Source organism: Photorhabdus sp. RM323S, assembly GCF_042879375.1.
Lineage (GTDB): Bacteria > Pseudomonadota > Gammaproteobacteria > Enterobacterales > Enterobacteriaceae > Photorhabdus > Photorhabdus tasmaniensis.
Genome location: NZ_JBHFKZ010000003.1, coordinates 168823 through 184899 on the forward strand (window position 1 = coordinate 168823; position 16077 = coordinate 184899).

The window sequence follows — 16077 nt, forward strand, 5'->3', positions numbered from 1 at the left end:
CAATAAGAGGTCACTATGTTTGGCTTAAGTGCTGTGGAACTGGCCAGAATTCAGTTCGCTTTTACGGTCTCCTTTCACATTATCTTTCCAGCAATCACGATTGGGCTGGCAAGTTTTTTAGCGGTACTGGAAGGATTATGGCTGAAAACCCGTCATACCGATTACAAAGCGTTATATCACTTCTGGTCGAAAATTTTTGCAGTTAACTTCGGCATGGGAGTGGTTTCCGGCCTGGTTATGGCTTATCAGTTCGGCACCAACTGGAGTTTTTTCTCCGAGTTTGCCGGTTCGATCACCGGCCCCTTGCTGACTTACGAAGTACTGACCGCGTTCTTTCTTGAAGCAGGCTTTCTTGGTGTGATGTTATTTGGCTGGAACCGAGTGGGTGAAAAATTACATTTTTTCGCTACCTGTATGGTTGCGTTGGGTACTCTGATATCCACCTTTTGGATACTGGCCTCCAATAGCTGGATGCAAACCCCACAAGGCCATGAAATTATCAATAATCAGGTTGTCCCCGTCGATTGGCTGGCAGTGATATTTAATCCCTCCTTTCCATACCGTCTGGCTCACATGTGTACCGCGGCATTCCTTGCCTCAGCATTCTTTATTGCGGCTTCAGCGGCATGGCATTTATTAAAAGGCAATGACTCGACAGCAATGAAAAAAATGCTATCCATGTCGATGTGGATGATCCTGATTATTGCGCCTTTGCAGGCGTTGATTGGTGATGCCCACGGTCTTAACACACTTAAGCATCAACCCGCCAAAATCGCGGCAATGGAAGGCCATTGGGAAAATCGTCCCGGTGAAGCGACTCCGCTGATCCTGTTTGGTATTCCTGATATGGAACGGGAAGAGACACGTTATGCCGTGGAGATCCCTTATCTCGCCAGCCTGATTTTGACCCACAGTATCGATAAACAGGTTCCTGCACTTAAAGAGTTTCCACCGGAAGACAGACCAAACGCCCTGATGGTTTTCTGGTCATTCAGAGTGATGGTCGGCCTGGGTATGCTGATGATAATTGCCGGTTGCTGGGGACTCTGGCTGCGCTATAAGCAACGGCTTTACCAATCAAAACCCTTCCTGCGTTTTATGTTCTTGATGGCACCTTCCGGCCTGATCGCCATTCTTGCCGGCTGGTTTACCACAGAAATAGGCCGTCAACCGTGGGTGGTTTATGGTCTGTTACGCACCAAAGACGCGGTATCCGCACACGGTGAGATACATATGAGCATCAGCCTGTTGCTGTTTATCGTGGTTTATAGCTCGGTATTTGGTGTGGGTTACACCTATATGATGAAACTTATCCGCAAAGGCCCCAAAAAGGAGTTAAAAAATGGGTATTGATCTGCCGTTAATCTGGTTCATCATCATTGTGTTCAGCACCATGATGTACATTGTCATGGATGGCTTTGATCTTGGGATTGGGCTGCTCTATCCCACAGTTAAAAGCGACAGCGACCGTGATTTAATGATGAACAGTGTCGCCCCTGTCTGGGATGGCAACGAAACCTGGCTAGTGCTTGGAGGTGCAGGTTTATTCGGTGCTTTTCCTCTGGCTTATGCCGTTATCCTTGATGCACTGGCCATCCCCCTGACATTAATGTTATTTGGCCTGATATTTCGTGGTGTCGCCTTTGAATTCCGTTTCAAATCTGCCCCTGAACATCGTCACATTTGGGATAAAGCCTTTATCGGTGGTTCTGTGATTGCCACGTTCGTTCAGGGGGTTGTGGTTGGCGCTTTTATTCAGGGATTCCCTGTTGAAAACCGGGCTTATGCGGGTGGCTATTTTGACTGGTTTTCCCCCTTCCCACTATTCTGTGGCTTTGGGCTCATCGTGGCTTACGCCCTGTTAGGCTGCGGCTGGCTGATTATGAAAACCGAAGGCCATCTGCAACAGGCGATGTACCGTGTAGCCCGCCCACTTATTCTGCTGATGCTGGCTGTCATCACCGTTATCAGTTTGTGGACACCATTAATCCATCCGGCAATTACGGAACGCTGGTTCAGCTTACCTAATTTATTATTCTTCCTTCCTGTACCACTGTTAGTAGTATGGTCCAGCTGGAAACTATTGCGTTCCATCAAACGCAAAACCCATTACACCCCGTTTCTGTTAGCGCTGTTGCTGGTTTTCCTTGGCTACAGTGGATTGGGTATCAGTATCTGGCCTAACCTGATCCCACCAGCGATCAGTTATGAAGCCGCTGCGGCACCACCACAAAGTTTAGGTTTTATGCTGGTCGGTGCCCTGCTGATCATCCCAGTGATCCTAGTTTATACCTATTGGAGCTACTACGTTTTCCGGGGGAAAGTGAACCATGAACAAGGCTACCACTAATCAAAACATCCAACGCCCTTCCGTATGGAAACGGATAGGCTGGATGGCGATAATCTGGCTTTGCAGTGTGATGGCTCTTTTTGCTGTCTCCACGCTATTTCGCCTTCTGATGACAGCAGCAGGAATGAAATTAAAGTAATTGTTAACACTATTTAATAAATTGAGCTAAAGTTTTCATCAGTATTGCAGAACGGAATCTTAACCTGATGAAAACAAGTTCAAATAACTCTCTCTTCACAAACCAAAAGTTGTTTGTAATCAACTCTATTGTAAATTTATTTTTACTTTTCACACTGTTATTGATCAATAAACCGTCTATTCAAGATTTAATTCTACCGTTGCTGATAATGTTAAACATTACAAATGTGTATTTCCTGATAAAAGTAGTGCATAACTCTGTTCCTGTCAAAGCATGGCAACATTCAAGATACAAAGCAGAAATTAACGCACTGAAACAAAAAAATGGCCATTTGGATTTCCTTTGTCAAAGCCATTTCAAACTACAAAACTGTAAACTTCTTCCTGAAAAGTTACAGGAGATTTTTTCTCATCTCAATCGCCTGATCCCTTTCTGTGAAGCCAAAATCATCTTTTATCCATCGCAACAAGAATATTTCTTCCGCAATCCTCACCAGTGCCCCTATTTCGATATGCCTCTGATTATGAGATGGAGTCTGGATGATAATATTGATAACTATGGAACACTCTGGATAAAAACACACAGAAATAGTGACTTGACCCCCGATGAAAAAAGCCTGGTTCAGAATGTGGTTGCCTTAATGACGAATAAACTGTTACGGGAAAACCAAATCCAGTGCCACCATCAAAGTATCTTAGCGGCAGAAAGGGCGGCTATTTCCCGAGAACTCCATGATTCAATTGCCCAATCGCTCTCTTTCCTTAAGATTCAGGTTAATTGCTTGTATATCGGTAGTGATCACTTATCCAAGCAAAGTTTAACCTCGCTCAATATGATTAAGGATGAGTTGAATATCGCTTACCGCCAACTAAGAGAATTATTGGCAACCTTTAGGAACGAGCAGCCTCAATGTCATCTGCAAGAATCTTTACAGACGTTGATTAACGAGTTTAACCATCGTCTGGGCTTCAATATTGAATTCAATTACCGCCTGACACATCAACACATCCCTGACAGTTACTGTAAACATTTAATCCAAATCATCCGGGAATGTTTAAACAATTGCTACAAGCATTCCAATGCAAACTGGATCAGTATCCGTATTTATCCTCTTGATGACAAAGTCATTGCTGTTGTCAGTGACAATGGCCGGGGCATCAATCTAACTGCAATTGATAAAAACAGATTTGGGCTGGCGATTATCCAAGACAGAGTCACGCTCATCGGTGGACAATTACAGATAAAAAACCGTAAAAATGGTGGTACAGAAATAGAAATTCAATTATCACTGGACTGAAAAGACAGATAAATCAAATTACTGGCATCAGCGCAACTTATTGAATGATAATGATTAGCATTTGTGTTATTTACTGTTACACTGCATTTCGCTTTATCAGATCATTACCTTCAATAAATTTTCCAGAGGAATTTTACGTGGCTAATAAAACAATTGAAGAGAAAAATATTTACCGCCCTGCACCCCCGAGGCTTGTTCAGGTAAAAAAAATTTTCGACGTAACCCCCAATATGCGCAGCATTACTTTCGAAAGTGAAAACTTGGACAGTTATCCCACTGAATGCGAAGGCGGGCTGGTAAAAATATTCTTACCTCTTCCGGGGCAGATAAAACCGATCTTACCCACTCTATCCCCAGAAGGCCCAATATGGCCGACAAAAGAACTACGCCCGGTTACCCGTGCTTACACTGTCCGGGCTCTGCGTTCCGAACAAAAAGAGATCGATATTGAATTCGCACTGCATGATCATGGCGGTCCGGCGGTGGAATTTGCTCACAGAGCTAAAATCGGTGACTGGATTGGCATCACTAACCCCGGAGGCCCTGATCCATTACTGCCAAAAGTCAGCAACTATTATATGGCCGGCGACCCAAGTTCCCTGCCTGCAATTGCGGCGCTACTGGGAACCATAAAACCAGACGCGGCTGGGCAAGTGATTATTCGTATCGAAAGTGAACAGGATATTCAGGAGTTAAAAAAACCAGAGGGAATAACAATCCACTGGATTACCGGCGGTGTTGAAGTGACTGACAAAATGGTATCCACATTCAAATCCTGGTCATTACCAACAGAAGATGTCACTTTCTGGCTTGCCGGTGAAGATAAAATGGTAAAAGCGCTTCGTCGCTATGTTCGCCGTGAAAAAGGTTATGAACGCCACCAGCTATATGCCATCCCTTACTGGAGACATGGCTTTAATGAGGAAGGTTATCACGAACTGCGCCATGAAGTGATGGATAGCTTTGCGCTATGATTAGTGCATAATTTCGGCCAGTCATAATAGGCAGAGGATCACGCCGGGAGATTTTTTCAGAAACCTTGACGGTGTGATCTATATCATGAGAATGATCTACAACCATTGGGATATTAGCACTAATCCTCATCTTCCGTTGGCAAAATAGCGTTGGGCAGAGCACTAAAGGTTCCCCAATAAAAGGCAATCAAAGACATCACTGCCACTGCAACGATATCCCAAGGCGCAGGAATAATGCCTTTCCCGCCAAATGTGCCTAAGTAGGACAGAATGATCATGGCACTGTAGAAACCGATCAGCCACAAGGCAGAAGTTATCTGTTGGCGCAGGCTCACTTTGCTCACAGGGACTCTGTTTTTGAATAACAAGTAGATGAAGAATAAGACAATTTGTAATCCGAGCAGCCAGGAAACAGTTTTCCAACCAGACCAGTAAACAATGAAGGCGGAAACAATAAAAGAGAGCGGACCAATGATAACAAACCCTTTAACATAAAAGGGGCGTTTCATCTCTTTGGCATTACGGCGTAAAGCAGAGGCCGTGACTGGCGCTAACGCGTAGCTCAGGATTAACGCCGCTGAAACAACACTGATAAGTTTTTCCCATGAAGGAAAAGGTAATGTCCAAAAAATAGAAAGAATAAACGTCAACCAAAGTGCAGGACGCGGTATTCCCGATTTTTCATCAATATGGGTAAACACGTTAAATAACGTTCCACTTTTTGCCCAGCCATAAATAACACGTGGAGTCGCATTCATATAAATATTCCCAGTGCCACTTGGGGAGATCACTGCATCACATACCACCAAAAAAGCGAGCCATCCCGCACCGAGTATTAAGGCTATATCACGAAACGGCAGTGAAAAATATTGTCCAATTTGGTTCCAGCCGCCAAAAAGTAGATCAGAAGGTATCCCGCCAAGGAAAGCTAGCTGTAATAAAACATAAATAACCGTAGACAGCAGAATAGACAAAATAAGAGCAATAGGGATGGTTTTTTGGGGTTTTTCCACTTCACCGGCGACAGAAATAATTGGTGTCAGGCCAAGATAAGCAAAGATAATGCCACCCGCTGAAACTGCGGCTTCAACACCAGAGACCCCAAACGGGGAGAATCCATGAACTTGCAAATTACTCGGATTGAAATAATTAAAAAGGATAACAATAACAAGCAGCGGAACGATGAATTTGAAAATACTAATAATATTGTTGAATTTCGCAAAGGTTTTCACGCTGTTGTAGTTAAGGTAAAAGAAAAATGCTAATAAAATAAATTGAACCAGCCAGCCTGCCAGAGTCGGATCACCCGAACCAGGCTGACTGAGAAAAGGAAACCACGCAGCCGCATATTGTCGGGCAGCGACAACTTCAATGGCTATAAGGCTGGAAAACGCAATTAAGGTGATAGAACCCATTAAATATCCCATGAGTTCACCATGAGAAAACATCGGATAACGGATAATGCCACCTGATTTCGGCAGAGCCGCGCCCAGTTCGCAATACACAATGCCGAGTAAGAGCACGGCGATACCACCAATCACCCAGGAAAAAATCCCTGCTGGCCCGGCAATAACAGACACATGACTGGCGGCAAATAACCAGCCAGAGCCAAAAATAGCCCCTAATCCGATGAAAGTTAAATCCGTAAGTGTTAACTGCTTCTTAAATTTTCCCTGCCCTGAATTGGATTTCAGCAGTGGAGAGGTTTCATATGGTGCCATAATTATTCGCTCTTTTCTGTTTCTTATTTGATATACGCCAGTAGGGTAATTTCGCGTGACAGTGGCGCAATGTGCATAACTGACCATGAGCTTCCCGGGAGTAAGCAATGCAAGTAGTAAACTGATTTACAATACTTCCCTGCTCATCACCCCATTGATTAATCGGGAAATATTTAACGGATTACGGTTTTGCAGTGCTGGGGGAAGTAAGGATTCGGGATAGTTTTGGAGACATACCGGACGCAGAAAACGCCAGATAGCCAGTGTGCCAACGGAAGTCCCTCTCGCATCTGAAGTCGCAGGGTAAGGCCCACCATGAACCATGGCATCACAGACTTCAACGCCTGTCGGATAGCCGTTGACAACCACTCTGCCGGCGATGTTCTGTAATCGTCGATTGAGTTCGTGCGAATTGGCTAATTCATCGTGTTCACCAATCAAGGTCGCGGTAAGCTGCCCCTGCAAACAGTCAATTGCGCGTAAAAGCTGGTGCTGGCTTTCAGCTTCAATCACCATAACAACAGGGCCAAAAACCTCCTCTTGCAGCAGAGCATTCTTATTCAGCAACAAAGCAATATCTGCACGATACAGCATCGTAGTTGCCTGATCCTCATGATGTTCACCAGTGGCTAACCGTGTCATTAAGGGTTCATTGTCCAGTTTATGAATACCTTTTTGGTGACTGAGTAATGTGCCTTGGTTTAGCATTGACTGCGCCGGACGAAGCGTGACTTCCTGCGTTAATCGAGTCATAAATTGATCAAATTCTGGTGAACGAATGCCCAGGATCATGCCCGGTTTAGTACAAAACTGACCGCAACCTAATGTGAATGAATTTGCCAGTTCTTGGGCAATGTGTTTTCCCCGCTGTATTAAGGCATTTGGCAGCACAATGACCGGGTTGACACTCGACATTTCAGCAAAAACCGGAATAGGTTGTGATCGCTGCATGGCCATATCGAACAATGCACGCCCACCCGCGAGTGAACCGGTAAAACCAACCGCCTGAATAACCGGGTGTTTGACAAGATCTGCTCCCACGCTATTGCCATAAATCAGATTAAATACACCTGCGGGCATTTGTGTCGCTACGATAGCGCGTTCAATAGCTTGCGCGATGATTTCGGCAGTGACCATATGGCCGCTATGTGCTTTGAAAACAACACAGCAGCCCGCCGCTAATGCTGACACCGTGTCACCACCCGCGGTTGAAAAAGCCAAAGGGAAATTACTGGCACCGAAAACCGCAATAGAGCCAAGAGGAATATAGCATTGGCGAATATCAACTCTGGGGGGCGATTTTCTCTCAGGTTGTGCAGTATCAATGCGGGCAGCATGAATATCACCACGGCGTAACAGCGCGGCAAACAGCCTCATTTGCCCACTCGTTCTCGACCGTTCGCCCAGAAGTCGGACGGGTGGCAGAGCCGTTTCTTCCGATACAAGGGCAATGAAATCATCGCCAAGAGCATCGATTTCATCCGCAATTTTATCTAAAAAAACGGCACGTTCTTCTAATGATGTTTGGCTATAACGTGTAAATGCATCGGCAGCAGCTTGAACAGCGAGATCGACCTCATGTACTGTAGCCTGATAAAACACATAACCTGTTGATGAGTTATCCACCGCCCGCCGGCTGTGCAAACAGCGTTCTCCCTCTGCTTGCCTGTGACCACCAATAAACTGCATACCGGAATGTGTTACTAACATAGCGATTCCTCCAAGGGTATCAAAATGGGCACGATTGGTTATTACACTAAACTGGAATTCAGAGGCCTACATCAGGCAGCGAAGGACGGTTTGCGAGAGCTTTTTCTACAATGGCGCATACTTCAGCCAATATTTCCCCCTCAAGCGGTAAACGTGGTGGGCGGGTAATCGCACTGCCACGGCCAACCATTTCTTCACACAGTTTGATGCATTGCACCAAATCAGGACGGAAATCCAGGTGCAGCAAAGGCATAAACCAGCGATATAACTCCCTGGCTTCTTCATAGCGTTTTTGTTTAGCCAAACGGAATAAGGTCTCCCCTTCCCGAGGAAAGGCATTCGACATGCCTGAAATCCAACCTTCTGCGCCCACGGCGACTGACTCTAAAACGACGTCATCCAAACCCGCAAAAAGAATGAAGCGATCACCTACTTCATTGGGAATATCAATAAAAGGGCGTGTATTGCCTGATGAATCTTTAAACGCAACGATATTTTCGCAATCGGCCAGAGATGTCAGAATTTTCGGCGTAATGTCATTTTTATACAGCAGGGGGTTGTTATATAGCATAATGGGCAAATCGGTAGAGGCGGCAATTGTACGGAAATATGCCCTGTTTTCTTTAGGGGTTGGCGTATAAACCAGTGGTGGCATAACCATCACTCCATTAGCACCTGCCTGGCGGCATTCAGAAACCATTTTGCACGCATTGTCGGTTGTCAGTTCTGCAATACCCGAAAGAACAGGCACTTTACCAGCAGTAACATCCACCGCGAGTTCAACGATAGCACGCTTTTCCTCCATGGACAGGGAAGTGTTCTCCCCCACGGAGCCATTAACAACTAAACCGGAAACCCCATCTTTAATCAGGTTTGTCATGACCTTATGAGTGGCGTCCAAATTAATGGAAAAATCGGGGTTAAACTGGGTTGTTACTGCCGGGAAAACACCCTGCCAGTTAACCTTTTTCTGGCTCATAGTCTCATCCTTTGGTTGATATTTGACGTGTGAATTGTTTTTATTTTGTTAATAAAATGTGATTTATTGGTTTTGACTGATGATGGCTATTTCGCCAAAAAGAAGCTTGTCACTTTTCGCAGTGAACCATGACGAAATCAGCATAATAGGAATGACAAACTTAAAGCTGGGGGATTTTGCAGATTAGATAAGCACATTTATTTAATAAATGAATTAACCCAATATCGTGGCAGTAAAACAACAAATTGGATCACGAAAGGACGGATATATCAGGAAAGCGACAAATTACTCCTGCCCCATTGACTGACGAAAGTCACTGGGCGTGATTCCAGTTAACGCCTTAAATTGCCGGGTAAATGCGCTGTGATCAGTATAACCACATTGCAAGGCGACATCTGTAATAGGCAGTTCTGTCGCCAGCAATTCAGACGCTTTTTCAATTCTGATTTTGTGGATCATCTGCCGGGGCGTCAGGTGAAAGATACGTTTACAGTAACGTTCCAATTGAGCAACCGAGAGATGTGTTAGATTCGTTAGCTCTTCGAGACGAATTGTTCGATCAAAATGTTCACGAATATAATCATCAACAATAGCCAGCTTTTGGTACACGGGATGATTTTCCTTAACTTCCATCAGATCATGAGAAATTCCCGCCATACCAATAATTTGATTATGTTGATTATACAACGGTAATTTATATGTCATGCACCAACCTGCTTTACGTCCATGATAAAAATGGAGTTCCAGCTGGTTTTGGATAATTACCCCTTGGTGTAATACACGTAAATCTTGTTCGGTGTAACAACTGCCCATCTGAGCAGGAAAGATTTCGGAGGAAGTTTTACCCAGTAGCGAAGAGATCGATTTAAATCCGCAGCGTGTAGCCAGCGTAAGATTCGCAATTAGGTAACGTGCTTTGGTATCTTTGATAAAGAAAACCACACTGGGAATCGCATTCAGCAATGGTGTAATTAAGGCAACCGCATTGAGAATATCTTGCAGGTGACTGGGTTTGTGATTAGCAAGCCCACTACAAAGTGTTGATAAAAACTCAATATTACAAACATCATGGTCACTTATATCAATATCATTTTTTTCATTGTGCTGGTATAGGCTGTCATGGGCTATATTCATCATCGATATCTCCAGTCTACTATCGTTAAAATAAGATTTTTAACTCGTGTATTAAGTTATTTATCTTGATTAAAAAGATCAAAATAAATATCAGATTCGACGTATTCGCAATGTTCAGAAGAACTATTTTATATTCATGTGATAATTATCACAGAAAGTTATTCCTATCGTTCTTATTTATCCATTTGATTTTTAAATTATTATTTTTCATGGTGTCCAAATGATCATTCAGTGATTTTTTCATTGTGCTGATTTCAGCATGTTGCGATATGAAACTCATCAAGCGGCAAGCGAAATATTACGCCACATTTGTTAAAAATACGTTAATTTGGTGGCCTTATGGCAGAGAAAAATGAGTATCAGATTATTCACGTCATTGATTCACACACAGGTGGAGAACCCACGCGCACAGTAATAGAGGGATTTCCATCTCTTGGCAAAGGAACTATCGCCAAACAGCGGCAACACTTTGAAGCCGAATTTGATCACTGGCGCAAGGCTCTCATTCTTGAACCCAAAGGAAATGATGTATTAGTAGGCGCCCTCTTATGTCCGCCAACTGCACCCGAAGCAGATATAGGCGTTATCTTCTTTAATAACGCAGGGTATTTGGGCATGTGTGGTCATGGCACTATGGGCCTTATTGCCTCACTCCATCATCTGGGCTGGTTGCGCCCCGGCAAGTACAAAATTGAGACGCCTGTTGGCCTTGTGGAGGCAGTGCTCCATGAGGATGGCGCGGTGTCTGTTCATAATGTCCTCTCTTATCGTTACCAGCAAAATGTCACCGTGAATGTGCCTGGTGTGGGTGATATCAACGGAGACATTGCCTGGGGAGGAAACTGGTTTTTTCTGACCAGTATACATGGTTATTCGTTAACCACCCACCATATTGATGAACTCACGCAATACAGTTGGGCCGTCAGGCAGGCACTGGAACAAGCAGGAATTACTGGCGAAAATGGCGAGTGTATCGACCATATTGAATTGTTTGCTCCTGATAACAATGCTGACAGCCGCAATTTTGTGTTATGTCCGGGGAAAACCTATGACCGCTCACCCTGTGGCACGGGAACAAGCGCCAAATTAGCCTGCCTGGCGGCGGATGGAAAATTGCAGCCTGGTGAGGTTTGGCGACAATCCAGCATTATTGGTAGTATTTTTGAAGCCCAATATCAATGGGCTGATCAGAAAATTGCCCCTGTGATCCGGGGAACAGCACATGTCTACGGTGATAACAAATTAATCATTACGAAGAACGATCCTTTCGTCTGGGGGATCAGCGTATGAACCCACCTCAAATGTCGGACGTCATCATCGTTGGCGCGGGTATTGTTGGCGCCGCGTGCGCCTATCAACTGATACAGGATGGTTTAAGCGTTGCTGTGATTGACGATGGAGGTAAAGGAGCAACACAAGCAGGAATGGGGCATCTGGTATGTATGGACGATAATCCTGCTGAATTGGCATTAAGTAGTTATTCATTAGACATATGGCGAACATTCACCCCGCAAATGTCCGAAAACTGTGCATGGCGTGGATGCGGCACGCTTTGGCTGGCGGATACAGAAGATGAAATGAAACTTGCTGAGGAAAAAAGCGCACGTCTTACCCGCTATGGAATTGAGAATATTCCGACGACAGCGACACAGATTCACCAAATGGAACCTATGGTGAAAGCTGGAATCGCGGGAGGTTTGTATGTTCCAGGGGATGGGATTATCTATGCACCAAATGTCGTACACTGGTTTCTTGCTGCCTGTAATGAAAAGATTCAGTTCATTAAAGGGCGAGTACACGCCTTAGAACCTCAGACCATTGTGTTGCGTGATGGAACAAAATATTGCGCACCGAGAATATTGCTGGCAAATGGGTTGTGGAGCACACATCTGTTACCTGAATTACCTATTGTTCCTAAAAAAGGGCAATTGGCGATTACAGATCGTTACCCTACCTGCATCACACATCAATTGGTGGAATTAGGCTACAGTGCCAGTGCACATGCCCCGGATGGAACGTCAACTGCTTTTAACGTCCAGGCCCGCCCTACTGGTCAGCTCTTAATTGGATCTTCACGCCAATTTCATAACGAAAAACACACTATTGATCTCGCCCTACTCCGCTCTATGCTCCAGCGCGCACTTCATTTTTTACCCCAACTTGGTCAGATGAACATCTTACGTTGCTGGTCCGGTTTTCGTGCTGCAACTCCGGATGGCTTGCCGCTGTTGGGACAACATCCCGATTATGAATGGCTATGGCTGGCTGTAGGCCACGAAGGATTAGGGGTGACGACGGCACCGGGCAGCGCCAAAATCATCTCTGCATTGATGCTGAATAGAAAAACAGAGATTGATCCATCACCTTACCAACCTGCACGTTTTACCCCTATGGCCCGCCAAACGAATAGCACGGATTATTAAAAGAGGTTGCCATGACACTCAAAAAACCACCATTTATTGCATTGTTTATTGATGACGAAATGATCACAGTTCCTGCGGGGATTACTGTTGCGGCGGCGCTGGCTTATACCGGTGATGAGCATTGCCGTATGTCCGTATCACATCAATTGAGAGTACCTTTCTGTGGTATGGGGATCTGCCAGGAATGCCGTTTGATGATTAATGGTCGCCGTCGTGTAGCGTGCCAAACCGTCTGTGAAACTGGTATGAAAGTTGAGAGGATCTAAATATGGCAACATCATCTTCTTCTACGCTACTGCACTGTGATGTACTGATTGTTGGCGCAGGGCCTGCGGGATTGGCTGCCGCACAGGCCGCCGTACAGGGACAGCAATCCGTTATTCTGATTGATGACAATCCCAGAGCCGGCGGGCAAATTTGGCGTCAAGGGCCATTTCATACATTACCACCGATGGCAAAACGTTATTTATCGGTACTATCAGAAGATACATTGATCTATTTACCGGGCTGTAAAGTGATTGCCGCAGACAACCAATATGTGATTATTGAAACGGCAAATAAGCACCAAATTATTCACTACCAACGCATCATTCTTTGTACCGGAGCCAAAGAAAAATTACTTCCTTTTCCTGGATGGACATTACCGGGTATCACAGGTGCTGGGGGATTACAGGCACTGATAAAAAATGGCCTCCCCATGACGGGAGAGCATGTTGTTATTGCTGGCAGCGGCCCGCTTTTACTTGCAGTTGCAAAGACGGTGAAAAAAGCGGGAGGGAAGGTGGTTGGCATCATTGAACAAGCGCCTTTGCACCGCTTATGCTCGTTTGGCTTACGACTGATCCACTGGCCGGAAAAGTTGCGTCAAGCCATCACTCTCATGCCACTTAAAAATTATTACAAAAGCAGTATGGTGTTGGGAGTGAAAACCTCAGCAGAAGGAAAATTAACTGGCGTGTATATCAGCAACAAAGGGCAGAAGCAGAAATTATCCTGTACGCGTTTGGCTTGCGGTTTTGGTTTAAGACCAAATACGGAATTAGCCCAGTTACTTGGTTGCTTACTGGATGAACCAGGAAATATTCAGACAGATTCATGGCAACAGACGACTATATCTGGTGTCTATGCCGCAGGAGAATGCACAGGTATTGGCGGCAGTGAGCTTGCACTTTGTGAAGGATTCATTGCCGGGTTCGCCGCGAGCGGTGAATACGCATTAGCTGAAAAATGGCAGCAGAAACAGATAACATGGCGGCGTTTTGCAACAGCGGCGGCACAGGCGTTTAAATTGAATAAAGAGATCACGCGGACACTTCCACCCGATACGTTGATCTGCCGTTGTGAAGACGTGCGTTTAAAAGAGCTTGAATCATTTCAGGATTGGAATAGCGCAAAAATGGCAACACGATGCGGCATGGGGGCTTGTCAGGGAAAAATCTGTTCCGCCATGCTCCACGATATCAAACATTGGGCAATACCATCCCCTCGCATCCCACTCTCGCCTGTTAGGCTTGAAACGCTAACTGCGTTACAACCGCACCGCACAAAAAATTCGTGATTTATGTCACATTTTTAAAATTAATCGGATATTAGCCAATCAAACAAACGCGACACCGTACATTTTTTATTATATTTTTCTAGTGGGATATTAAACAGATAAAATGATTGATTATTTTTATCTTTACTCTCCCTTAAGGTAATCGATGACATAACAACCCCGGTTGCCTGTTCAATGCAGGTTATCCATAAGACTTTCAGCAACAGACTGCAACTAGCAACCTGTATTGTTTTAATTATTTTTTTATCAACTTTTCCAAGATGGTCCATTTCACCACTTGATTATTTATGACTACACACAAAACGCCGCCGGACAAAAGGTCCGGGCGGTATCTATCCTTATGAATAATTAACGGGGGGCGTGATGTCATTCCAGAAAAATCAACCCAGGCCATCGGGTGCCAAACACATTGCCGACCGGCTAGCGGCTCAAAGCGCTGGCGGGTTGCAGTTCACCCTCACCGCCGGCGGATTACCGCCTGAGACCTTTGTCGTCTCCCGGTTTTCACTCACCGAAGCCCTGTCAACCCCCTTCAGCCTGACAGTCAGTTTAGCCAGTGCCGACCCGGCGATTGATTTCGCCGCCGTCCTCGATACCCGCGCCACCCTGACCATTCTGCGCGCCGGCAAAGTCGAGCGCACCGTCACCGGCATGGTTGCCTGCTTTGTACAGGGCAACACCGGCAAACATCAGACCCGCTATGAGATGACGGTCCGCCCCGATATGTGGCGCACCACCCTGCGTCAGAATGCCCGGATTTTTCAGCAGCAGGATATCAAAACCATTCTCACCACCCTGCTTAAAGAGAGCGGCGTCCGCGATGTGGTGTTCCGGCTGCGCCATCCGCACCCGGAACGGGAGTTCTGTGTCCAGTACCGGGAAACCGACTTTGACTTTCTGCACCGGCTGACCGCCGAAGAGGGCATCTTTTACTGCTTCGAATTCACCGGCAACAAAAACACCCTGGTGTTCGCCGACACCGCTGGGGCCCTGGCCAAAGGCCCGGTGCTGCCCTACCACCCCGGTGACGCAGCCGAAGCCCAGCAACTGTGCGTCACGGCGCTGACCCGGCAGGCTCAGGTGCGCCCGGCCACCGTGGAGCTGAAAGACTACACCTTCAAAAACCCGGTCTGGGCTGCGGAGTTCCGCCACCATATGCGGGAACAAAACCTCCAGCACACCGGCTATGAACACTTTGATTTTCCCGGGCGCTTCAAAGACGAGCAGCACGGGGCCGATTTCACCCGCTACCGGCTGGAAGCCCTGCGCAATGACGCCCTGACCGGCCACGGTGAAAGTAACGACGCCGCGATGCGGCCCGGGGTCCTGTTCACCCTCACCGACCACCCCCGTGATGACCTCAACCAGCTCTGGCAGCTGGTCAGCGTCGCCCACAACGGCAGCCAGCCGCAGGCGCTGGCGCAATCCACCGGGGAGTCCGGCACGGTGATGAGCAACCAGTTCACCTTTATCCCTGCGCATCAGCACTGGCGTCCGATGCCGGCGCGCAAACCGGTGATGGACGGCCCGCAGATTGCCAAAGTGGTCGGCCCGGCGGGCGAAGAAATCTTCTGTGATAAATACGGCCGTATCCGGCTGCAATTTCTGTGGGACCGTTACGGCCAGAGTGACGACCACAGCTCCTGTTGGATACGGGTCACGCAACCGTGGGCCGGTCAGGGCTGGGGCATGCTGGCTATCCCGCGTGTTGGTCAGGAAGTGGTGGTGGACTTTCTTGACGGTGACCCGGACCAGCCGATTGTCACCGGGCGCACCTATCACGCCAGCAACA

General features: G+C 46.4%; 14 protein-coding genes. 10 read left to right on the forward strand and 4 right to left on the reverse strand.

What is annotated here, in order from left to right; genetic code table 11:
• Nucleotides 1-15: 15 nt before the first annotated feature.
• From ACGF7G_RS02850 to ACGF7G_RS02870, 5 genes are all read left to right on the forward strand, one after another.
• Complete coding sequence (locus ACGF7G_RS02850) at nucleotides 16-1353, forward strand: cytochrome ubiquinol oxidase subunit I (protein ID WP_387463401.1); 1338 nt, start codon at nucleotides 16-18, stop codon at nucleotides 1351-1353.
• Entirely contained in the window at nucleotides 1343-2350 is a 1008-nt protein-coding gene (cydB, locus tag ACGF7G_RS02855) for a cytochrome d ubiquinol oxidase subunit II (RefSeq protein ID WP_387463403.1), read from the forward strand. Before ACGF7G_RS02850 ends, cydB begins: the two co-directional genes overlap by 11 nt.
• Nucleotides 2331-2489: a DUF2474 domain-containing protein gene (locus ACGF7G_RS02860; protein WP_133813203.1), complete on the forward strand. Its 159-nt coding sequence runs from the start codon at nucleotides 2331-2333 to the stop codon at nucleotides 2487-2489. The genes cydB and ACGF7G_RS02860 overlap by 20 nt, the downstream gene beginning before the upstream one ends.
• Before the next feature lie 247 nt (nucleotides 2490-2736).
• Nucleotides 2737-3786, forward strand: a complete 1050-nt coding sequence (locus tag ACGF7G_RS02865) for a histidine kinase (RefSeq protein WP_339959206.1) — start codon at nucleotides 2737-2739, stop codon at nucleotides 3784-3786.
• Nucleotides 3787-3923: 137 nt separating this feature from the next.
• Nucleotides 3924-4760 (forward strand): siderophore-interacting protein, encoded by an 837-nt coding sequence (locus tag ACGF7G_RS02870; protein WP_387463406.1) that lies wholly within the window; start codon nucleotides 3924-3926, stop codon nucleotides 4758-4760.
• Between the two features lie 119 nt (nucleotides 4761-4879).
• On the opposite strand, the gene ACGF7G_RS02875 is transcribed toward ACGF7G_RS02870, so the two are convergent.
• From ACGF7G_RS02875 to ACGF7G_RS02890, 4 genes are all read right to left on the reverse strand, one after another.
• A complete protein-coding gene (locus ACGF7G_RS02875) occupies nucleotides 4880-6481 on the reverse strand; it encodes an APC family permease (RefSeq protein WP_387463408.1) in 1602 nt (533 codons plus the stop codon).
• Nucleotides 6482-6607: 126 nt separating this feature from the next.
• On the reverse strand, nucleotides 6608-8191 hold the full coding sequence (locus tag ACGF7G_RS02880) for an aldehyde dehydrogenase (NADP(+)) (RefSeq protein WP_387463410.1): 1584 nt from the start codon (nucleotides 8189-8191) through the stop codon (nucleotides 6608-6610).
• Between the two features lie 58 nt (nucleotides 8192-8249).
• Nucleotides 8250-9170, reverse strand: a complete 921-nt coding sequence (locus ACGF7G_RS02885) for a dihydrodipicolinate synthase family protein (protein WP_387463411.1) — start codon at nucleotides 9168-9170, stop codon at nucleotides 8250-8252.
• 285 nt (nucleotides 9171-9455) lie between these two features.
• Nucleotides 9456-10304 (reverse strand): helix-turn-helix domain-containing protein, encoded by an 849-nt coding sequence (locus ACGF7G_RS02890; RefSeq protein WP_387463428.1) that lies wholly within the window; start codon nucleotides 10302-10304, stop codon nucleotides 9456-9458.
• Nucleotides 10305-10643: 339 nt separating this feature from the next.
• Here ACGF7G_RS02890 and ACGF7G_RS02895 point away from each other — a divergent pair, with 339 nt between their 5' ends.
• From ACGF7G_RS02895 to tssI, 5 genes are all read left to right on the forward strand, one after another.
• On the forward strand, nucleotides 10644-11594 hold the full coding sequence (locus ACGF7G_RS02895; protein WP_387463412.1) for a 4-hydroxyproline epimerase: 951 nt from the start codon (nucleotides 10644-10646) through the stop codon (nucleotides 11592-11594).
• Nucleotides 11591-12727: an NAD(P)/FAD-dependent oxidoreductase gene (locus ACGF7G_RS02900; RefSeq protein WP_387463414.1), complete on the forward strand. Its 1137-nt coding sequence runs from the start codon at nucleotides 11591-11593 to the stop codon at nucleotides 12725-12727. The genes ACGF7G_RS02895 and ACGF7G_RS02900 overlap by 4 nt, the downstream gene beginning before the upstream one ends.
• A gap of 11 nt (nucleotides 12728-12738) precedes the next feature.
• Complete coding sequence (locus tag ACGF7G_RS02905) at nucleotides 12739-12993, forward strand: (2Fe-2S)-binding protein (RefSeq protein ID WP_387463416.1); 255 nt, start codon at nucleotides 12739-12741, stop codon at nucleotides 12991-12993.
• A 2-nt stretch (nucleotides 12994-12995) separates the two neighbouring features.
• Nucleotides 12996-14285: an FAD-dependent oxidoreductase gene (locus ACGF7G_RS02910; protein ID WP_387463418.1), complete on the forward strand. Its 1290-nt coding sequence runs from the start codon at nucleotides 12996-12998 to the stop codon at nucleotides 14283-14285.
• Between the two features lie 363 nt (nucleotides 14286-14648).
• Nucleotides 14649-16077: type VI secretion system tip protein TssI/VgrG (tssI, locus tag ACGF7G_RS02915; protein ID WP_387463420.1), on the forward strand; the 1429-nt coding region annotated here is incomplete at its 3' end.